Raw genomic sequence first — 20,491 nt, forward strand, 5'->3', positions numbered from 1 at the left:
GAACGACTGTGTGGGGTGCCCCTCGGGACACCCCACGGTCCTTCCGCGGTGCGCAGGACCTCCTCCGCGGGCACCCGCCCGCCGCGCGGCGGGCGGCGTCCACGGGACGCGTTACCGGCGCTCGGGGAACTGCCCCGTCTTGGCCAGTTCGGCGTACCAGTGACCGCTGTCCTTGATGATCCTGCGCTGCGTCTCGTAGTCGACGTGCACGATGCCGAACCGGCGGGAGTATCCCCACGCCCACTCGAAATTATCCAGGAGCGACCAGGCGAAGTAACCCCGCAGGGGCACTCCGGCCAGGACGGCCTCCTTGGCCGCCCTCAGGTGGCCCTCGTAGTAGTCGATCCGGTCGGTGTCGTTGACCTCGCCGGCCTCGGTGACGGTGTCCTCGAAGGCGCAACCGTTCTCGGTGACGTAGAGGTCGATGCCGCCGCTCTCCCCCGCCAGGCGGGAGAGCACGTCGTACAGGCCGGTGGGGTCGATCTCCCAGCCCATGTGCGTGACGGGCAGCCCCTGCGAGACGTGCACCTCCTCGGGCTCGGCGCCGAGCCAGGCGCCGCCCTCGCCGCTGACCAGCGCGGGGTCCAGGCCCTTGGCCGAGGCGGCGACGAACTCGGGCGAGTAGTAGTTGACGCCCAGGAAGTCCAGGGGGGCGGAGGTGATCTCCAGGTCGCCGTCCTGGATGAAGGAGAAGTCGGTGACGCCGGCGAGGTCCTCCCTGACGTCCGCGGGGTAGCGGCCCTTGAGCAGGGGGTCGGTGAAGACGCGGTTGCGCACGCCGTCGGCGCGGCGGGCGGCGCGGGCGTCCGCGGCGCTGGGCCCGTGCGGGCGGATGACCGCCTGGTTGTGGGCCAGGCCCACCCGGGCGGGGTGCCCGGTGGAGCGGATCGCCTCGACGGCCAGGCCGTGGCCCAGCAGCAGGTGGTGGGCGGCGGCCAGGGCCGCGGCCGGGTCCTTGTGGCCCGGCGCGTGGTGACCGTTCTCGTAGCCGAGGAAGGCCGAGCACCACGGCTCGTTGATGGTCATCCAGTTGCTGACGCGGTCGCCGAGGGCCTCGGCCACGACCTGGGCGTAGTCGCGGAAGCGGTAGGCGGTGTCGCGGTGGGGCCAGCCCCCCGCGTCCTCCAGCGGCTGGGGCAGGTCCCAGTGGTAGAGGGTCGCCCAGGGCTGGATCCCGGCCGCCAGGAGGGTGTCCACCAGGCGGTCGTAGAAGTCGATCCCGGCTTGGTTCACGGCGCCGGTGCCCTCGGGGATGATCCGCGGCCAGGCGACGGAGAAGCGGTACGCGCCCAGGTTGAGCTGGCTCATGAGCGCGACGTCGTCGGCGTAGCGGTTGTAGTGGTCGTCGGCGGGGTCGCCGGTGTCTCCGCCCAGGACCTTGCCGGGGGTCTCGGCGAAGGTGTCCCAGATACTGCGGCCGCGGCCGTCGGCGGTCGTGGCGCCTTCGATCTGGAACGAGGCGGTGGCCGCCCCCCAGAGGAAGCCCTCAGGGAAATCGTTGCGGTTGTTCACTGCTGGTGTACGCACCTTCCATGACGAGGGGACATCGTTTTGGGAGCGCTCCCATAAAAGAAACAGAGAAGTACCTTGATGTCAATCAACAGCCTCGGCACCGCAATCCAAACGTTACGGGCAGGCGGTGCCGGAGACGGTTCGGCGATGCCGCCCTCAGGTGCCCTCCCCGCCGACGGGGACCACGACGCCCTGCCAGCGCTCCTCCATGAACGCGCGCACCTCGGCGCTGTGCAGGAGCTCGTCGAGCCGGGCGATCTCCTCGTCGCCGATGTCGTGGGTGGCCACCACCAGCCCGTTGGCGTAGGGGTTGTCCTCGGTCTCCTCCCAGGCCAGCACGTTGGCGGTGGAGACCAGATCGGCCTCCAGGGCGTAGTTGCCGTTGACCACCGCCGCGTCCAGGTCCTGGAGCGAGCGCGGCAGCTGGGCCGCCTCCACCGGGGTGACCGTGACGCCGAGCGGGTTGTCCTCGATGTCGTCGACCGAGGGCGCCTCCTCGCCCGTGTCGGCCAGGGTGATGACCCCCTCGGTGTCGAGCAGGTCCAGCGCCCGGCCCATGTTGGAGGTGTCGTTGGGCACGCCGATCTGCGCGCCCTCGGGCAGGTCCGCCAGGTCGGTCAGCTCCTGCGAGTAGACGCCGAAGGCCTCCAGGTGCACGTCGGTCACGTAGCTCAGGTCGGCGTCCGGGTTGCCCTGGAGGTACTCCTCAAGGAAGGGCCGCGTCTGGTAGTAGTTGGCGTGCAGTTCGCCCTCGGCCAGCGCCGCGTTGGGCTGGTTGTAGTCGGTGTAGACGGACACGTCCAGGGCCAGCCCCGCGTCGGCCGCCAGGTTCTCGTCGACGAACTCCAGGATCTCGGCGTGCGGCGTCGGCGTGGCGCCGATCCGCAGGACGGTCGCGTCCTCCCCGCCGGTCTCCTCCCGCGCCCGTTCGCTGGGGCTGCCGCAGGCCGCCAACAGGGCCACCGCCGTCGCCGCGGCGGCGGCCCGCACCGCGCGCCTCCTCGCGTACTCGGTCATCGCCGTCTCCCTCCGTGTCGCCGGGACAACTCGTGGGGGGAGGGGGTCGTTCTCTGGTGTACCCCGTCGCCTCAGCGCCGCGCCAGGCGACGCACCAGCAGGTCGCCCAGGCTCTGCGCGATCTGCACGATGACGATGAGCAGGATGACGGTGGCCCACAGGTAGTGGTCGTTGAAGCGCTGGTAGCCCTCGCGGATGGCCAGATCGCCCAGACCGCCGCCGCCGATGGCGCCGGCCATCGCCGAGTAGGAGATGAGGGTGACCACGGTCATCACCAGGCCCGCGATGAGGCCGGGCATGGCCTCGGGCAGCATCACCTTGCCCACGATGGTGACGCGGCGGGTGCCCATGGCGTGCGCGGCCTCCACGACCCCGCGGTCCACTTCGCGCAGGGAGGTCTCCACCAGGCGGGCGAAGAAGGGGATCGCCCCGATGCTCAGGGGAACGATCGCGGCCGTGGGGCCCAGGGTGGTGCCCACCAGCAGGCGGGTGAGGGAGAGCACGGCCACCATCAGGACGATGAACGGCAGGGAGCGGCCGATGTTGACGACTGCGCTGAGCACGGCGCGCACCGCGGGTGCGGGGATGAGCCCGCCCCGGTCGGTGGCCACCAGCAGCACGCCCAGCGGCAGGCCGAACAGGACGCTGACGACGGTGGCCCACCACACCATGTAGACGGTGTCCAGGGTGCCCAGCCACAGGTCGGGCCACATGGCGGGCCAGGCCTGGACGAAGGCGACGACGGCGTCCCAGGGACCGGTTCCCCCTGTGGCGGCGGCGAGGTGCGGGACGTCGGTGGGGTCGGTGCTCACTTGCGGGCCTCCTCGACCAGCAGGCCGTGCTCGGACAGGTAGGCGAGCGCCTGGTCGCGGCGGTCGCCGCGCAGGTCCACGCTCAGGCGGCCCACGGACTGCCCCGCGACCTCCTCCACGCCGCCGCCCAGGATGTTGACGTCCACGTCGAAGCGGCGGGTGAGCTCGGACATGAGCGGCTCGTCGAAGGAGCGCGGGTAGGTGACGTAGACCGTGTCGGGCCCGCCGTGCGCGGGCAGCGGGAAGAGCGAGCGCGCCAGCAGCGAGCCGGGGGTGCCGATGAGGTCGAGCACCCGGCCCGACTCCAGGAACGCGCCGTTCTCCATGATCGCCGCGGAGTCGCAGATCCTCTTGATCACGTCCATCTCGTGGGTGATCAGCAGGATGGTCAGGCCCAGTTCGTCGCGCAGGCGTCGCAGCAGGGCCAGGATGGCGTCGGTGGTGGCCGGGTCGAGCGCGGAGGTGGCCTCGTCGCTGAGCAGCACCTTGGGGTCGGAGGCCAGCGCGCGGGCGATGCCCACCCGCTGCTTCTGGCCTCCGGAGAGCTGGGAGGGGTAGGCGCGCGCCTTGTCCCCCAGGCCCACGAGTTCGAGGAGTTCGCCCACGCGCCCCCTGCGGCGGGCGCGGTCGACGCCGGAGACCTCCATGGGGAAGGCCACGTTGCCCGCGACGGTGCGTGAGGACAGCAGGGCGAAGTGCTGGTGCACCATGCCGATGCGGCGGCGGGCGACCCGCAGCCGCGCGCCGCGCAGCGCGGTCAGCTCCTCGCCGTCGACCCGGACCGTTCCGGCGTCGGGGCGCTCCAGGAGGTTGACCGAGCGCAGCAGGGTGCTCTTGCCCGCGCCGCTCTGGCCGACCACACCGAAGATCTCGCCGGGCTCGACGTGCAGGTCGACCCCGTCCAGGGCGGTCACCCGGTGCTTCTTCAATCTGTAGGCCTTGTGGAGGCCCACTGCGTCAATCACGGTGTTCCCATCGACGTCTGGCGGTGGTGTGGCGCCCGGCGGGGTCCGGCGCGGGCCCGTCGCCCGCGTCCGAGCGTACGGAAGCGCCCCGCGGGCGCGGGCGGCGGCGCGCCGGGGCCGGTGGCGGCCCGCCCGCGCGGGACGGCCGGTCGGGGGACGCGCCGACCTCGGCGTCGGTGCCTCTTGGGACCTCCGCTCCGCTTCGCCCCACCCTTCGCCCGCCACCGTCCTCAACGGACGCCTACGGCGCGGTTCCCCGCGGAAACCCGCCTCAGCCACCTCCAGAACCCCGTGGGCGCCCGAACCGACCCGCGGACCGGGGCCGGTTCGAGAGGGGGCCTCAGCCCCCGGTGTCCGGGGGCTGAGGGCGGGTACACGGGACCGGGCGGACACGACCGCGCCCGCCGGGCAGCGGAGGACACCGCTCGGCGGTGTCCGACCGCGTGGGCGCGGTGGTCGCTGGGTCGTGCGCACAAGCCTTCACGTTTCCTACTCAACCACGGGGAAAAGGGTCGGTTCACCCGATTTCGCTGTTCGGATCGGGTTACCTCCACCACATCGGGGCCCTCGCGGCACGGTGGATTCGTCCCGTCCCTCCCGAATAACCGCGCGAGTGCCTACACTCGTGACGGTCCCTTTACTCTCGCCCCCGGCTCCCGGGTGTGCGCGGGAGGCCAGGGCCGGAGGCCGCTCCCGCGGCTGTCGGCCCCGCTGGGGAAACGACGAGAAACAGTGCCCGCTCAGCCCCCGTGCCCGGGGGCCGCGCGGGCCCGAGGAGCGACCGCACCGTGCAGCCCGACGACCTGAGCCGAGTGGACGAATTCGCCGACTTCTGGGCTCCCGACCCTCCCGAATCCAGCTGGCCGGACCACGCCCGGGCCCTGGCGGCGCTCCTCGCCGCCGCTGCGCGCCCGGGCCGCGCGCGTGTGACCGCGCTGGCGCTGGCCGTGCTGGGCGGCTTCCTGTTCGCACCCCAGGGCACGGCGGTGGCTGCGCCGGTGCCCGCCGAGCCGGAGGACATGAGCACCCTCCAGGACCGCGCGGAGACCCTGAGCGAGGAGTTCAACGGCGAACTGCGCGACATGGAGGGCGTCATCCAGGAGGCCGAGCGCGCCGAGGAGCGGGCCCAGAGCACCCGCGAGGACGTGGAGGACGCGCGCGAGCAGGTGCGCGCCCTGGCGGTGGCCACCTACACCAGCAGCGGGATCGGCCTGTCCATGTCGCTGTTCGTCGAGGCCGACCCCGACGAGATCATCGACCGCGCGGTGGTGATCGACTACCTGTCCACCAGCAACCAGGACAAGATCGACCAGCTCAGCCAGGCCCTGGAGCGCGACGAGACCGCGCAGGAGAACGCCGAGGAGCAGCTGGCCGCGGCCGAGGAGGACCTGGACGAGCTGGAGGGGCGCCGCGCGGAGGTCCAGGAGATGATCGCGGACCACCCCGTGCAGCCGATGGGCGGCCAGTACAACATCACCCCGCGCACCGAGCAGATGCGCGAGCTGATCATCGAGGAGTTCGGCGAGGGCAGGGACGTGGGCGGCGTGGGCTGCTACCGGGCGGTCGGCGGCTGGGTGGTCGGCGAGCACCCCAAGGGCCGCGCCTGCGACTTCATGGTGGACCCCAACGGGAACACGCCCTCTCAGGAGCAGATCGACCGCGGCTACGCGATCGCCGAGTGGGCCCAGGAGAACGCCGACCGCCTCGGCATCATGTACATCATCTACCGGCAGCAGATCTGGGACATCCGCCGCGGCGACGAGGGCTGGCGCGACATGGCCGACCGCGGCAGCATCACCGAGAACCACTTCGACCACGTGCACATCTCGATGTTCTGATCCGGCGGCGCCCTGGACGGACGCCCCATTACCCCGCGCGGGGCGCGACCGCGCGGGGAACGGCGTCACGATTGCGTCACGTGCGGGATGAGTTCCTGCACAACCGACACAAAACAGTGACGATTCGCCCCGCTACCCCCGGTCTGACCTGCCCAGGGGACACCACTCACGGCTAGGATGCACACGTCCCGGCCCGGACCGAAGGACGCCTTCGGCTCCGTCCGGCCACCGCCCCGGTGGCCGGTCCCCCGGTCCACCGCAACCTCCGCACGGAGGCGGGGAACGCCCGCCCACTCCCCCGCCCTCGCCCGCGGGACGGCAGTGGCGACAGGTGCGCCTCCCCCACACGGCCACCGTGGCCCCTTCCGGGGCCGCACGGGAAGTCGTGAGAACCCAACGGCGCACACACGCGTCCCAGACAACACGGTCATCACACACGGGCGAGGGGAGCCATGAGCGAAAACGGACCATACAACCAGCCGCCGCAGAACCCATACGGCGGTGGGGACAGCAGCGGAGGGCAGCCGCCCTACGGCGGCGGTCCCGGCGGCCCCTACGGTGACCCCAACACCGGCGGCCAACCGCCCCACGGCGGCCCCTACGGCGACCCCAACACCGGCGGCCAACCGCCCCACGGCGGCCCCTACGGCGACCCCAACACCGGCGGCCAACCGCCCTACGGCGGTCCCGCGGGTTTCCCCGGCGCCCCGGACCAGCAGATGTACGCGGGCGGCCAGCCGCCCTACGGCGGCGGTCCCGGCGGCCCCGGGTACCCCCCTCCGCCGCAGCAGCCCCGGGGCGGCGGCAACAAGGCGGGCCTGTGGGTCGTGATCGGCGGCGGCGCCGTGATCGTCGTCCTGGTCATCGCGGTCCTGGTCGTGCTCGTCACCAACGGCAGCGGTCAGCAGACCGTCTCCCCCGAGCCCGAGCCCGCCCCGAGCACGGAGGAGACCACCGGCGGCGGTGAGACGGCCGAGCCCGACACCGACGCCGCCCCCGCGGGCGAGCCCCCCTACGCCGTCCCCGCCGAGCCCTGCCAGGCCTTCACCGACCAGGTGCTCTCCGACTTCCTGATCCAGGACGAGGGCGACAAGTACGTCCAGGACAACAACTCCTACTGCGAGAGCCTCGAAGGCGCCGCCCCGGAGGGCAACCCCTCCGAGAGCTACGCGATGTTCGAGATCAGCTACCAGGTCCCCTACTCCGCCGCCGACTCCGTCGAGGCCGCCACCAGCGACTTCCAGACCGCGGTGCAGGAGCTCAGGGGCGAGGGTGACTACAACACCTTCTACGACGCCGCGAATGTGGAGGAGGACAAGGAGGTGGACCTCGGCGACGAGGCCCACTACGTCCTCACCAAGTACGACTTCCTGGGTGAGGACATCCCCGAGGCCACGCTGGTGATCCGCAGCGCCAACCTCAACATCCGGGTCCAGTACCAGATGCACCCGCCCTTCACCGAGGACGCCTCCGCCGAGGACCTGGTCATGCCCGACAACGTCGAGGAGATCATGCTCAACGCCGGCGCCGAGGCGCTGGCCCTGGTCGGCGCCTGAGGCGGCTGACCGGACACGGCACGAGGGGGCCGCGGCGAACGCCGCGGCCCCTCCCGTGCGTCAGCCTCCCGGGAACTCTTTTCGGATCGGCCTCAGCTTGCGGGGGCCGGTTCGGGCGTCAACGGGGTTCTGGAGGTGGGACTGCGAGCAGGACCGCGCCTCGGGCGTCCGTTGAGGGCGGTGGCGGGCGACGGGTGGGACGGAGCGAAGCGGGGGTCCGAAAGAACACCGCCGGGCTCACGCCAGGTCGGCGCGCACCCGGCGGGCCGCCTCGACCATGTTGCGCAGGGCCTGTTCGGCCTCGGCGTAACCGCGCGTCTTGAGGCCGCAGTCGGGGTTCACCCACAGGTTCTGGGCGTCGATGTGCGCGACCGCCAGCCGCAGCGACCCCTCGATCTCCTCCACCGAGGGCACCCGGGGGGAGTGGATGTCGTACACGCCCGGGCCGATCCCGCGCCTGTAGCCCCGCTCGCCCAGGTCCCGTACCAGCTCCATGCGCGAGCGTGCGGCCTCCACGCTGGTGACGTCGGCGTCCAGCGCCTCGATGCCGCCGACGATCAGCCCGAACTCGGAGTAGCACATGTGCGTGTGGACGGTCGTGGACGGCGACACCCCCGACGTGGCCAGGCGGAAGGAGCCCACCGCCCAGTCCAGGTACCGCGCCCGGTGCTCCGAGCGCAGCGGCAGCAGTTCGCGCAGGGCCGCCTCGTCCACCTGGATGTGGCGGATCCCGGCGCGCTCCAGGTCGGCGACCTCGTCGCGCAAAGCCAGGGCCACCTGGCGGGCGGTCTCGCCCAGCGGCTGGTCGGTGCGCACGAACGACCACGCGAGCATGGTGACCGGACCGGTCAGCATGCCCTTGACCGGCTTGTCGGTGCGCGACTGGGCGTAGGTGGTCCACTCGACCGTCATCGGCGCCGGGCGCGAGACGTCGCCGAACAGGATCGGCGGGCGCACGCACCGCGAACCGTAGGACTGCACCCAGCCGTTCTCAGTGGTGGCGTAGCCCTCCAGCTGCTCGGCGAAGTACTGGACCATGTCGTTGCGCTCGGGCTCGCCGTGCACGAGCACGTCCAGGCCGATCTCCTCCTGGAGCGCGACGACCCGGTCGATCTCCTCGCGCAGGACGGCCTTGTAGGCGTCCTCGGCCAGTTCCCCCCTGCGGTGCGCGGCGCGGGCGCGGCGCAGCTCGGCGGTCTGGGGGAAGGAACCGATGGTGGTCGTGGTGAGCGGGGTGTCGGTGGGCCTGCCGCGCTCGCGCGGGCGCTCGTAGGCGTCCGGGCCCAGGGCGTCGAGGCGGGCGCGTACGCGCGCGTCGGTGAAGGCGGGGGGACGGACGCCGCCCCGTCCGGTGTACTCGGCCTCGGCCCCCTCGGACAGCACGCGGCCGAGCAGGGCCGTCTCCCTGGCCTTCTGCCGGGCGAAGGCCAGGGCCCCGCGCAGCTCGGGGGCCAGGGAGGTCTCGGCGTCCAGGTCCAAGGGCACGTGCAGCAGGGAGCAGGAGGTGCTCACGGTCAGCTCGTCGGTGAGGGCGAGCAGGGTGCCGAGCACGGCGACGGCGGCCGGGATGTCGGTGCGCCAGACGTTGCGCCCCTCCACCACCCCCGCGACCAGGCGGGTGGCGCCCAGGCCGGAGATCCGCACCAGGTCGTCCACGCCCTCGTCGTCGGTGACCAGGTCCAGGCCGACCGCCTCGACCGCGGACTCCTTGAGGACGCGCAGCGCCGCGGAGCCGATGGAGCCGAAGTAGGTGGACACCAGCAGGGAGGGCCGGTCGGTGACCGCGCCCAGGCGCTGGTAGGCGCGCTCCAGGTGGCCGACGGCGGCGCGGCCCTCGTCGGTGGCCAGGATCGGCTCGTCCAGCTGGACCTCGGTGGCGCCCGCGGCCCGCAGGTCGCCGAGCAGTTGGGCGTAGGCGTCCAGGAGCTGGTCGAGCAGCTGGACGGGTTCCCAGCCCTCGGGGGCGCCTTCGGCGGGCTTGGCCAGCAGTAGGAAGGTGAGCGGGCCGACCAGGACCGGGCGGGTGTGGAAGCCCGCCTCGGCGGCCTCGCGGAACTCGGCGACGGGCTTGTCGCCGACCAGGCGCGGACGGGTGCCGGGCGAGAGCTCGGGGACGAGGTAGTGGTAGTTCGTGTCGAACCACTTGGTCATCTCCAGCGGAGGGGCGCCCTGCTCGCCGCGGGCGAGCGCGAAGTAGCGGCGCAGCTCCTCCTCACGGTCCGGCGCCGCGGCGGGCGGGGCGAAGCGGGAGGGGACCAGGTCGAACAGGACCGCGGTGTCCAGCACGTGGTCGTAATAGGAGAACGTGTTGGAGGGGATGTCGTCGACACCGGCCTCGCGCAGCTGGGCGTAGACGCCCAGGCGCAGGTCGGCGGCGACCTCGTCCAGTTCCCTGGCGGTGGTGCGGCCCCTCCAGTGCGACTCGCAGGCGCGCTTGAGCTCGCGGTCGGGGCCGATGCGCGGGTAGCCGTGCACGGTCGAGCGCACGGAGGGACGTGGTCCGCCCGGGGCCGCGGAAGGCGCGGGGGTCGTGGTCATGAGCTTCTCTCCCTCGTCGAAAGCCGGGTACCGGCCGCGGGGAGGAGGAGAGGGGCGGGCACGCCGACGGACGCGCCGCGGGCGCGCACCGGACCTGCCACCGCCTCCGGCCCTCCCTCGGGGCGCGGGACCACCGGCGCCGCGGGCGCGTCGCCGGGTGGAGGCAGGTCTTCGGACTCGGGGGCGCGGGCGGTGCGGACACCGCTCCTCCTACTGGCCGCCGCTTCCCGGTTTCCGGTCTCTGCGACCGGCGCTACCAGTGCTCATGGCGACGTTCGTTCCCCCATACCGCTGCGGGGCAGTCCCGGACTCGCACCGGGTTCCCTCTTGCGACATGGTTCCGCCCCGTTCGTTCCGGGCCGGACCCGGGACGCGGGGGTGGATCATGTACCTTCCACGGCTGCAAGTATAGGGAGGGCCCCCTTCGCCCCTGTACCCGGCATGCGGCCCCATGCGCACGGTCCGGACGGTGAGAACCCCCGTCCTCAGGTCGGCGTCACACACGAAGTCAAGCGTTGCGCGGGTGAGCCCTCTCTGCTCCCCGCGGACGTTCGTCTGAGCGATGAACGTGGAGATTCCCTCGTGAATAAGCAGCCCCGCCTCGCCATGGCACCGGACCACCCCCTGATCACGGTCGTGGTAGCCCTGGCGATCCTGGCGGGCATGGTGTTGTTGGCCACCCGTTCCTCCGGCGAGCCCGAACCCGGGGCGCGGACGCAGGGAGCGCCGCTCTCCGAGAGCGAGCCGTCGCCCCCGGCCTCGGGCGAACCCGACGGACTCACCGAGGTGGACGCGGCCGCCGTGGCGGGCGTGGAGGAGGCCGAACTGGCCTACGACGGGGAGATCTCCGTCTCGGTGGCATACCCGGTGATCCCCAACGCCGAGCCGCTGGCCGACTTCCTGGAGCGTGAGCTGACCGACGAGGTGCACGCCTTCGAGGCGGCCAACCCCGGCGCGGTCTCCTTCGAGGCGGGGTGGAACCTGACCGCGGCGCGCGACGGCCTGCTCGGGGTCCGCGTGACCCGGGTGGAGACCGATTCCGAGGGGTCCCGGGAGGGGTACACCACCTACTGGTACGACACCGAGACCGCGGCGCACCACCCCTCCACCGCGCTGGTCGGCGGCCAGGAGCAGCTGGAGGAGCTCAACGGCCTGGTGCGCGACGCCGTCGGGAGCGGGGAGGGCCCGGCCGACCCCGACGTCATCCACCCGATCAGCTCCCTGTACGACTCGGTGGGGTTCAACCCCGACGGGGACCTGGTCGTGGAGTTCGACGCCGGGCAGGTCGCCCCGGCGCAGGAGGGCCGCACGCGCGCGGTGGTCGCCGCCGGTCGGGCCGAGGGCCTGCTGTCGGAACTGGGCCTGCGCGTGCGCGACGCCGCGACCGTGGGCGTGGACGACTTCTCCATCGCCGCCCCGCCCCGGGCCGACAAGGACGGCCAGGGGGACGGCGCCGTACCCGGACAGGTGCCCGCGGTGGACCCCGGAGTCGACTGCTCCGACCCCGGCACCAAGTGCGTGGCGCTGACCTACGACGACGGCCCCGGCGGACGCACCCCGGAACTGCTGGACGCCCTCGCCGAGTACGACGCGCGGGCCACGTTCTTCGTCACCGGCAACCCCGTCATGGAGCACCCGTACACGGTGCGGCGCGCCTACGCCGAGGGACACGAGATCGCCAACCACACCCTGAACCACCCCGACCTGGCCGGTCTGGGCGCGGGTGGGGTGCGCGCGGACCTGGACGTCGTGCAGGCGCTGGTGTACCGCGAGACGGGCTACACCATGGACCTCATGCGTCCGCCCTACGGCTCGACCGACGAGGGCGTGGCCTCGGTGACCGCGGACATGGGCCTGGCTCAGATCCTGTGGAGCGTGGACACCCTCGACTGGAAGGACCGCAAGGCCCCGGTGATCCACGACCGGGTGCTGGAGGGCGCTTCGGACGGGGCGATCATCCTCATGCACGACATCCACGGCACCACCGTCGACGCCTCCCGCACGGCGATCCGGGAACTGCACGAGCAGGGGTACACCATGGTCACGGTGTCCCAGCTGCTGGGGACCACGGCCCCCGGCGAGACCTACATGGACGGGTTCCCCGACGCCCCGGAGGAGAGCGCCGAGCCCTCCGAGGAGTCCGCTGAGGGGGCCGAGGAGGCTTCCGAGGGGGTCTGAGGGCGCGGCGTCACGGCGCGGCGGGCGGTCCGGGGTGAGGATGGGCCCGGGAGGGCTTCGGGGCCGCGGCCGGTGGGACACACGGGGCGCGGAGCCGTGTGAGGGCACCGTGCGGTGCCGGTAGGGCGCCCCGCGCGGGCGTCCCCGGTCTCCGGCGCGTCGCCCGTCCCGGGGCGGTGACCACATGTGGTCACCGCCCCGGGACGGGTGGGGGCGTCCCCTATGTTGCTCCCAGCAGCAGCCGTGTTGGCCACCCGCTGAGGGATGAGGGATGAGGGAGTCCGGTGTTGTCGTCGACTCGAGTCCACCCGAACGAGGCCGCCCCCTGCCCCGGGGCCGGGGGGAACCGGCCGTGGGAGCGCAGAGCCCGGTGGCCCGGGGCGGCGCTGGCCGCGCTGGTCCTGCCCCTGGCCGCGTGCGGCACCCAGGGCATCGCCTCCGGGGGCGGTGAGGACCCGGAACTGATCACGGTGGTGGCGGCGGAGCCGGGGGACGGGGTCACCGAGTGGCGCGGGGACGCCTCCGACTTCGAGGACCACCCGTACAAGCCCGGGGGGCTCACGATCGACGTCGCCTACCCCGTGTTCGCGGGCGCCGACGCCTTCGCCGAGGACCTGGCCGCCCGGGTGGACCGGGAGGTGCGCGACTACCGGGGCGCCAGCCGGGACCCGGTGAACCTGGGCGTCGACTGGGAGGTGGTCGCCGCCGCGAACGGGGTTCTGGGCGTGCGCCTGGTCCGCACCGAGGAGGACTTCCACGGGCTGCGCCAGGGGTACGGGACGTACTGGTACGACGCGTCCACCGGCCGCACCGCCTACTCCACGGAGCTGCTGGCCGACGACGCGGCGCTCCGGGAGCTCAACGGAATCGTCCGGGCCTCGTTCGCCGACGAGGAGTCGGTGGACGCGCGGGGGCTGCACCCGGTGATGCGCACCTACGACTCGATGGGGTTCAACGCCGACGGGGACCTGGTGGTGGAGTTCGACGACGGGGACCTGTCCCCGGTAGTGGAGGGTCACCCCCCGTCCTCGGCGCCGGGGCGGATGGTCGCGGTGGTGCCCGCCGAGGAGGCCGCGCCCCTGCTGTCCGGCCTGGGCGAGCGGGCGCGGGAGGCCGCCATGGCGGAGGAGCCCGTGCTGACCGTGGAGGCGCCCGACAGTCGGCCCCCGGCCGAGCCGCGGGCGCCGGGGGTGGTCTCGGCGGGAGACCCCGACCTGGACTGCGCCGAGGCCAAGTGCATCGCGCTGACCTTCGACGACGGACCGGTCGCGACGACTCCGCGACTGCTGGACCTGCTGGCGGAGGAGGAGGTGGCGGCCACCTTCTTCCTCAACGGCAACCCGGCGCTGACCCGGCCCAGCGTCACGCGTCAGATCTACGCGGAGGGGCACGAGATCGGGAGCCACAACCACCTGCACGAGCGCATGCCCGAGTCCTTCGAGGGCGAGGAGCTGGCCCACCAGGTGGCCGCGGTGAGCGCGATGGTGCGCCGCCAGACGGGGCACACCGTGGAGCTGTTCCGGCCACCGTTCGGCGACAGCTCGCCGGAGGTACTGGAGGAGATCGGCCGTCAGGGCATGGCCGAGATCCTGTGGAGCCAGGACAGCGAGGACTGGACCGGCATGAGCCGCGACGAGGTCGTGGAGAGCGTGGTGGGCGGGGCCCGACCGGGGGGCGTGGTGCTGCTGCACGACACCCTGGAGCCGACCCTGGCCGCGGTCCCCGAGATCATCGAGCGGCTGCGGGCCGACGGGTACGAGTTCGCGACCGTCAGCCAGGTCTACGAAGGCCCGGAGGCCGGTGAGAGCTACCCGCCCGAGGGGCTGTCCGCGCCCGCCGGTTCCTGAGGCCCGGGGGGACCGGCACGCGCGTCGGCGGCCGGTGGCGTGTCCCACCGGCCGCCGCGTCCGTGCGGTGGCGCCGCGCCCCTCGATGGCGGATGCGGCCCCGGGCGGCGGGGCCGCGAGCGGCCTCGTCGGTGACGGGTCCGCGCGTGCGGGCTCCGACTGCGGGCTCAGCCCCCGGCGGTGGCCGCGGCGGGGTCCGACACCTGCCCGCCACCAGCAGCCGGGGCGACCGGGGCGGGGACGTCGGCTCCGACGACCTCGTTGATGGAGCGGTGGCCGGAGGCCCGCACCAGCCGGGCGAGGCCGCGGTTGATGCGACGGGGCCAGAGGGGGCCGCCGTAGATGAGACCGGTGTAGCCCTGCACGAGGCTGGCCCCCGCGCGGATACGGAACCAGGCGTCCAGGGGCGTCTCGATCCCGCCGACGGCGATCAGGGTCACCCGGTCGCCCACGCGGGCGCGCAGGCGGCGCAGCACCTCCAGGGAGCGCCGTTTGAGGGGGGCGCCGGACAGGCCGCCCGCACCGGCCGCCTCCACCTGCGCCGCGGGGGTGGTCAGACCTTCGCGGGAGATGGTGGTGTTGGTGGCGATGATGCCGTCGAGCCCCTCGGCCAGCGCGAGGTCGGCGACGGCGTCGACGTCCTCGTCGGCGAGGTCGGGGGCGATCTTCACCAGGAGGGGCAGGTCCGGGCGGCCGGCCTCGGCCAGGGCCTCGCGCACGGCGGCCAGGAGCGGGCGCAGCTGCTCCACGCCCTGGAGGTTGCGCAGTCCGGGGGTGTTGGGCGAGCTGACGTTGACCACCAGGTAGTCGGCGTAGCGGGCCAGGCGCCGGGCGCTGAGGGCGTAGTCGGCGGGGGCCTCCTCCTCGGGCGTGACCTTGGTCTTGCCGATGTTGACGCCGAGCACGGGACGGCGGCCGCCGCGCCGGTGGTGGAGGCGCTCGGCGACCAGGGCAGACCCCTCGTTGTTGAAGCCCATGCGGTTGACGATCGCGCGGTCGGCCACCAGCCGGGACAGGCGCGGCCGGGGGTTGCCCGGCTGGGGCTGGGCGGTGACGGTGCCCACCTCCACGTAGCCGAAGCCGAGCGCGGCCAACCCGGAGGGGCTCTCCGCGTTCTTGTCGAAACCGGCCGCGAGCCCCAGCGGGCCGGGGAACTCCTGCCCGAGGGCGTGCACGGTCAGCTCCGGCTCGCGCGGCCCGAGCACACCGTTCATGGCGGAGGCCACGGCGGGCAGGGAGGTCACGCCGCGCAGGGCGGCGAAGCTGAGCCGGTGGACCTTCTCCGCGTCCATGTGGCGCAGGACCGAGCGGAAGAGCATCTGGTAGAACACGGTCATCCGTTTCCCTCGCCCTCGCGCTCGGCGAGGAAGCGTTCGAGTTCGGCGCCGAGCTCGTCGGCGGTGGGCAGCTGGGCGTCGTCGTCGGCCAGCGGGAGCGTGGGACGCTCCTGGGGGTCGGTCCGCGAGGACATGATGTCGTCGTACTGGCGCTCCAGGTTGGCCACGACGCGCTGGATCTCCTCGGAGGCCATGACCTGTTCGGCGATGTCGACGTCGGTAGCCGCGGCGACCTCCTCCATCTCCGTGGTGGTCAGGGCCAAGCCGGTGGCCCCGGCCACGTACTCGGCGGCGGCGATGGCCGCGCGCGGGTACTGGGCCTGGGCCAGGTAGCTGGGCACGTGGACGGCGTAGCCCACGAAGTCGTGGCCGCGCTCGCCGAGCCGGTACTCCAGCAGTGAGGTGGCGCTGCCGGGCACCTCGACGCGGCCGATCCACGGGGTGTGCCCCTCGACCAGCTCGGGGCGGGTGGAGTGCGGGGTGACCGTGACCGGCCGGGTGTGCGGGACCGCCATGGGGATGCCGTGGACGCTGACGGACAGCGTGACGGAGAAGTGGTCGACGAGGCTGCCCACGGCGGCGACGAAGGCCTCCCACTCGCGGTCCGGCTCCGGGCCGTGCAGGACCAGGAAGGGGGCGCCCTCGTCGTCGTGCATCCGGTACAGGGCGATCTTGGGCGCGTCGTAGGCGGTCCAGGTGTTCTCGACGAAGGTCATCGTCGGACGGCGCGAGCGGTAGTCCACGAGGCGGTCGGCGTCGAAGGTCGCGACCTCCTCCGCGGTGAACCGGTCGAACAGCGACGTGATCATCTGGCGCCCGGCGTGTCCGGCGTCCACGAAGCCGTCCAGACAGACCAGCATCGCCAGTCCGGCGACATCCTCGAAGCCTGGGTGGAGTTCGTACAGATCTGCGGAGTCACGCACCGGGTTCTCGTCTCCAAAACTGGTCGGGGTCACAGGGTCGCGCTCACGCGGCGGTCGGACACCGGAGTACGGCCGGTAGGGCCCGATTCGCACCGCCTGGGAGGCTGTGCCCTGCTTCTCCAGAATACCGACCTGCCAGCCCAGCGACCGAGCCGCGTGAGGACGCTCGCGCCCCACGGCACCACCGCCGCCGGTCGGCGCGCAATGAGCACCTCCGACCGGCTGAGCCGTGCGAGGACGCTCACCCACACCCCTACCAACCCCGACCGGCGGAGGGAGCTTCCTGCAACCGGGGCATGAGAGGACCGCCACACCCCGGCCCGGCCCGGCCCGCGCTCCGACGGCTCACCGCGGGTCGGCCACCAGCAGCGAGCGCAACCGGTTGAGGACGGCGGCGACCTCGAAGCGGCGGGGCAGGGCGTAGTCGCCGCCGAAGTCGGAGCCCAGCAGGGTGACGCCCTTTCTGTCCAGGGCCTCCTCCAGGGAGTCGAGCGCCTGGGCGAGGGTGCGGTCGCCGTCCAGGTGGCGTCCGGCGACCAGCTCGCGCAGGGCCAGTCCTGCGCCGGTGATCTGTCCGGGGTCGACGAACTGCTCCACCGCGCGCACGTCGACGTCGTGGTCGCCGAACACCAGCACGTCCATGTCGCGGCGTTTGATCCGGCCACGGCCCCGCGAGGTGCTGTCGTCAACGGAGGCGGGGTCGACCACGCGGGGGCGCGGCAGGGCGAAGTCCGCGTCCACGCGCTCGTGGGCGAGCCCGCGGGCCCGTTCGGTGACGTCGTGCGGGTGGTAGGCGTCGAGCATGATGACGTGGTCGGCGACGTCGAAGTAGTCACCGCTGCCGCCCATGACCAGGACCGTGGACACCCCGTGGTCGCGGCGCAGGGGCCGGACGAGGTCGATGAAGGGGACCAGGGGCTCCCGGTCGCCGTGCACGAGGGCCTGCATGCGCTCGTCGCGGATCATCAGGTTGGTGGCGGTGGAGTCCTCGTCCACCAGCAGCGTGCGCGACCCCGCCTCGACCGCCTCGCAGATGTTGGCCGCCTGCGAGGTGGACCCGGAGGCGTTCTCGGTGCGGAAGTCGCTCGTGTCGGCGCCGGTGGGGAGGTTGCGCACGAAGGCGCTCACGTCCACGCGTTCGACCCTGCGGCCCTCCTCCGCACGGATCTTGACGGCGTCGTCCCTGGTCACCACCAATTCGCGGCCGTCGCCGGGAACGTGGTCGTAGACACCGCGCTCCAGAGCGTGCAGCAGGGTGGACTTGCCGTGGAAGCCGCCGCCGACGATGAGGGTGATGCCCTCGGGGATGCCCATGCCGCTCACCGTGCCCCGGTGCGGCAGGTCGACGCTGACCCGCAGGCCCTCGGGGGAGGCGAAGGGCACGGCGCCGCCGGTCATGGGTTCGTCGCTGACACCGCTGCGCCGGGGCAGCACGGCGCCGTCCGCGACGAAGGCCACCAGTCCCCTCTCCTCCAGCCGGGAGCGCAGGGCGACCGTGTCGGCGACGCTGTCGGCGAAGGCCGCGGCCTCCTCGGTGTCGACCTCCTCCCAGTCCAGGTCGTCCACCAGGCCGGGCAGCGTGCGGCACAGCTCCCGCTCGGCGGTGCGGCCGTCGACGCGGCGGCCGTTGCCGGGCAGGTCGATGCCGATGCGCAGGTCGATGCCGCCGTCGGTGAGCTGGCAGGAGGAGCGTTCGATCACCTCCTGGCCGCCGGTGTCGATCTTGAGCAGCGATCCGCGCAGGAGCCGGCGGGCGCGCCGCCCCAGGTAGTCGGCGGTGGCGCGGCGGCGCACCGGGTCGCCCCAGGCGCTCTTGGGGATGCCGGCGTCCGGGATGAGCACGCGCACCCGCGAGGGCGGCGCGAAGGGGTCGGCCTGGACCCGCTGCACGGTCAGGGTGAAGTCGCCGAAGTCCCAGTCCCCCTTGAGGGACTTGTAGCGGCCGTAGGAGGCGCCGTCCATGCGCAGGAGTTCCTCGGAGAGCCGGGCCCCGTCGCGGACGCCGCGGATCGGCTCGGGCGCGGGCCCGCGCCCGCCGCCTCGGCCTCCGCCGCCCCCGTACCGGCGCCCCTGGCCGCCCCCGTACCGTCCCGTCATCGCTGTCCCCCAGACGTCTGTTTCCTCTGTTCCGGCCAGGTTAGGCGTTGGGCGGATCCGCCGCAGAGGGCCTGTGGACAACCGCACCGGGCGCTCCGGGCGTCGCCCGCCCGGACGGGGACACGGGGATCGGCGCGCCCGGGACGCCGCGGTCCCGCCCGCCGCCCGGGCGGTGCACCGCTGCGAACACCCCGCGACCCGGCAGCGGCACACTGAAGACGCCTCGCGGTAACAAGCGCGCAACATGACCGCGGAAAAGCGAGAAACACGAATCCAACACTTCTCTTCGTGGTCGAAATACTGCAAGAAGTGACAGCGGAACGTGAATCCACCGATTCCTCCGCCCCGAGGACGGAAAACCTTTACCAGGGAACACGCACGGGCCCGGCAGAACAACCCCGCCCCACGCCTTCCCCACCTGGCCCTCCAAAACATGAGACTTTTGGTGTGATCCGCGTCACATTTGACGCTTATATTCGCCAATGCTACTTTCGTTGGCGTCCCATAAATTTTGCTTAGGTGCGTTTACTGGTGCGCGTTATATTGTTCGCCCCCGAGACATTCAATCTCGCGGAGACAACCCGGTCCATCGAGGTAGCGAAGCACCTCCGCGAAAAATATGAATGCGTCTTTTCCGGGTATTCCGAAAGATACTCGGGCCTCATTGGAGAGGCCGGGTTCACGTTTCACCGCCTGACCCCCGCGCTGACCGACGAAGACGCGGACCAGCTGATCCGCGTCGATCAGGGGAAGGCGGTCCGGCACCCCTTCACCACCGCGATGCTCCGCACCCGCGTCGCCAGCGAACTCGCCCTCATCAGCACGCTGCGCCCGGCGGCGGTCGTGATCGGCACGACGCTCAGCCAGTTCGTCTCCGCCCGTGCCGCCGGCGTGCCGCTCGTCTACGTCAAGCCCTTCGCCTACAGCTGGCCCCACATCCTCCAGACGCGGTCGCTGCCGCTCGTCGAAGGGGGCGGCCCGCTCCCCCGGGCGGTCAACACCGGCGCCGCCGCCCTCCTGCGGGAAGCCGCCCGGATGACCACCTACAAGCCCGCGGCCTTCCGGGCGGTCGCGCGCGAGCACGGGGTCGGGCTGCCCGGTCGCACCGTCCAGGCGCTCGACGCCGACCTCAACCTGATCACCTCCCTCTCCTGCTACCTGCGCCCCTACCGGATGCCCGCGAACTACCGCCTGGTCGGCCCGGTCTTCGCCCGGATCGACCGGGAGGTCCCTCCGGACGTGGTCCGCGTCGCCGAGGCCTCGGCACGGGCGAAACGCCCGGTGGTCTACTTCGCCATGGGCAGCTCGGGGAACCGGGAGGTGGTGCTCCGGGTACTCACCGAGCTCTCCCGGATGCCCGTCACCGTCATCGCCCCCGTCGCCTCCTACCTGAAGGAGAGCGACCTCCCCGAGGTCGCGGACAACATCCACGTCCGCGACCTCCTCCCCGCACACCTGCTCGGCGACCTCATCGACGCCTCCGTGATCCACGGGGGCGAGGGGACCGTGCAGACCGCGGTCACGACCGGAAAACCCTTCGTCGGAATCGGCCTGCAGATGGAGCAGCGGTGGAACGTGGCGGACTGCGTCCGCTTCGGAAACGCCGTCGCCGTCTCCCCCGGGAACGTTTCCGGAAACTCTTTCCGGAATGCCGTGGAGAAGGTCCTCACAGACCCCTACACCCGCTCCCGCGCCCAGGAACTCCGCGGACTCCTCTCCGGAGTCGACGGGGCGGCATCAGCAGCGGAACACATTCACGAACACGTGTCTCAGAAGCCGTGAAGAACGACTTGGAGCCCCCATGAGTCACACGAGTAACATGAGTACCGATCTGCTCAAAACCGTCGCCGAAATAGCCTCGTACGAAACCC

General features: G+C 72.4%; 13 protein-coding genes and 1 riboswitch. Of the genes, 5 read left to right on the top strand and 8 right to left on the bottom strand.

Annotated features, from left to right (window positions below; genetic code table 11):
* Nucleotides 1–111 precede the first annotated feature (111 nt).
* The 4 genes from KGD83_RS21565 to KGD83_RS21580 form a co-directional block, all read right to left on the bottom strand.
* Nucleotides 112–1,512: a GH1 family beta-glucosidase gene (locus KGD83_RS21565; RefSeq protein WP_212640889.1), complete on the bottom strand. Its 1,401-nt coding sequence runs from the start codon at nt 1,510–1,512 to the stop codon at nt 112–114.
* 156 nt (nt 1,513–1,668) lie between these two features.
* Complete coding sequence (locus KGD83_RS21570; RefSeq protein WP_212640890.1) at nt 1,669–2,529, bottom strand: MetQ/NlpA family ABC transporter substrate-binding protein; 861 nt, start codon at nt 2,527–2,529, stop codon at nt 1,669–1,671.
* Nucleotides 2,530–2,600: 71 nt separating this feature from the next.
* Nucleotides 2,601–3,341 carry a methionine ABC transporter permease gene (locus KGD83_RS21575; RefSeq protein WP_212640891.1) on the bottom strand — a complete coding sequence of 247 codons (741 nt, stop codon included), beginning with the start codon at nt 3,339–3,341 and terminating at the stop codon, nt 2,601–2,603.
* Nucleotides 3,338–4,294 (bottom strand): methionine ABC transporter ATP-binding protein, encoded by a 957-nt coding sequence (locus tag KGD83_RS21580; protein ID WP_212644547.1) that lies wholly within the window; start codon nt 4,292–4,294, stop codon nt 3,338–3,340. The genes KGD83_RS21575 and KGD83_RS21580 overlap by 4 nt, the downstream gene beginning before the upstream one ends.
* 800 nt (nt 4,295–5,094) lie before the next feature.
* On the opposite strand from KGD83_RS21580, the gene KGD83_RS21585 reads away from it, so the two are divergent.
* Both KGD83_RS21585 and KGD83_RS21590 read left to right on the top strand, forming a co-directional pair.
* Nucleotides 5,095–6,144 carry a coiled-coil domain-containing protein gene (locus KGD83_RS21585; RefSeq protein ID WP_212640892.1) on the top strand — a complete coding sequence of 350 codons (1,050 nt, stop codon included), beginning with the start codon at nt 5,095–5,097 and terminating at the stop codon, nt 6,142–6,144.
* A gap of 452 nt (nt 6,145–6,596) precedes the next feature.
* Entirely contained in the window at nt 6,597–7,700 is a 1,104-nt protein-coding gene (locus tag KGD83_RS21590) for a DUF3558 domain-containing protein (protein ID WP_212640893.1), read from the top strand.
* Between the two features lie 237 nt (nt 7,701–7,937).
* Here KGD83_RS21590 and metE read toward each other — a convergent pair whose 3' ends face one another.
* On the bottom strand, nt 7,938–10,238 hold the full coding sequence (gene metE / locus KGD83_RS21595) for a 5-methyltetrahydropteroyltriglutamate--homocysteine S-methyltransferase (RefSeq protein WP_212640894.1): 2,301 nt from the start codon (nt 10,236–10,238) through the stop codon (nt 7,938–7,940).
* Nucleotides 10,239–10,403: 165 nt separating this feature from the next.
* Nucleotides 10,404–10,564: riboswitch (cobalamin riboswitch) on the bottom strand.
* A gap of 280 nt (nt 10,565–10,844) precedes the next feature.
* Here metE and KGD83_RS21600 point away from each other — a divergent pair.
* Nucleotides 10,845–12,416 (top strand): polysaccharide deacetylase family protein, encoded by a 1,572-nt coding sequence (locus KGD83_RS21600; protein WP_212644548.1) that lies wholly within the window; start codon nt 10,845–10,847, stop codon nt 12,414–12,416.
* 287 nt (nt 12,417–12,703) lie between these two features.
* Nucleotides 12,704–14,263 (top strand): polysaccharide deacetylase family protein, encoded by a 1,560-nt coding sequence (locus KGD83_RS21605; RefSeq protein WP_212640895.1) that lies wholly within the window; start codon nt 12,704–12,706, stop codon nt 14,261–14,263.
* Between the two features lie 167 nt (nt 14,264–14,430).
* On the opposite strand, the gene KGD83_RS21610 is transcribed toward KGD83_RS21605, so the two are convergent.
* The 3 genes from KGD83_RS21610 to KGD83_RS21620 all read right to left on the bottom strand — a co-directional run bounded on the left by KGD83_RS21610 (nt 14,431) and on the right by KGD83_RS21620 (nt 18,620).
* Nucleotides 14,431–15,600, bottom strand: a complete 1,170-nt coding sequence (locus KGD83_RS21610; RefSeq protein ID WP_212640896.1) for a quinone-dependent dihydroorotate dehydrogenase — start codon at nt 15,598–15,600, stop codon at nt 14,431–14,433.
* The gene (locus KGD83_RS21615) at nt 15,597–16,523 is read right to left on the bottom strand and encodes a proteasome assembly chaperone family protein (RefSeq protein ID WP_212640897.1); all 927 of its coding nucleotides are present in this window, start codon (nt 16,521–16,523) and stop codon (nt 15,597–15,599) included. The genes KGD83_RS21610 and KGD83_RS21615 overlap by 4 nt, the downstream gene beginning before the upstream one ends.
* A gap of 345 nt (nt 16,524–16,868) precedes the next feature.
* On the bottom strand, nt 16,869–18,620 hold the full coding sequence (locus KGD83_RS21620) for an ABC-ATPase domain-containing protein (RefSeq protein WP_212640898.1): 1,752 nt from the start codon (nt 18,618–18,620) through the stop codon (nt 16,869–16,871).
* Nucleotides 18,621–19,151: 531 nt separating this feature from the next.
* Between KGD83_RS21620 and KGD83_RS21625 the strand changes: the two genes are divergently transcribed.
* Nucleotides 19,152–20,402: a glycosyltransferase gene (locus KGD83_RS21625; RefSeq protein ID WP_212640899.1), complete on the top strand. Its 1,251-nt coding sequence runs from the start codon at nt 19,152–19,154 to the stop codon at nt 20,400–20,402.
* Nucleotides 20,403–20,491: the final 89 nt, after the last annotated feature.

The organism is Nocardiopsis akebiae (assembly GCF_018316795.1).
Classification (GTDB): Bacteria; Actinomycetota; Actinomycetes; order Streptosporangiales; family Streptosporangiaceae; genus Nocardiopsis; species Nocardiopsis dassonvillei.

Bases quoted from the DNA above. Each gene is read 5' to 3' on its own strand.
- KGD83_RS21600 (WP_212644548.1), top strand. From the start codon at position 10,845: ATGGCACCGGACCACCCCCTGATCACGGTCGTGGTAGCCCTGGCGATC.
- KGD83_RS21610 (WP_212640896.1), bottom strand. From the start codon at position 15,600: ATGACCGTGTTCTACCAGATGCTCTTCCGCTCGGTCCTGCGCCACATG.
- KGD83_RS21620 (WP_212640898.1), bottom strand. From the start codon at position 18,620: ATGACGGGACGGTACGGGGGCGGCCAGGGGCGCCGGTACGGGGGCGGC.
- metE (WP_212640894.1), bottom strand. From the start codon at position 10,238: ATGACCACGACCCCCGCGCCTTCCGCGGCCCCGGGCGGACCACGTCCC.
- KGD83_RS21570 (WP_212640890.1), bottom strand. From the start codon at position 2,529: ATGACCGAGTACGCGAGGAGGCGCGCGGTGCGGGCCGCCGCCGCGGCG.
- KGD83_RS21590 (WP_212640893.1), top strand. From the start codon at position 6,597: ATGAGCGAAAACGGACCATACAACCAGCCGCCGCAGAACCCATACGGC.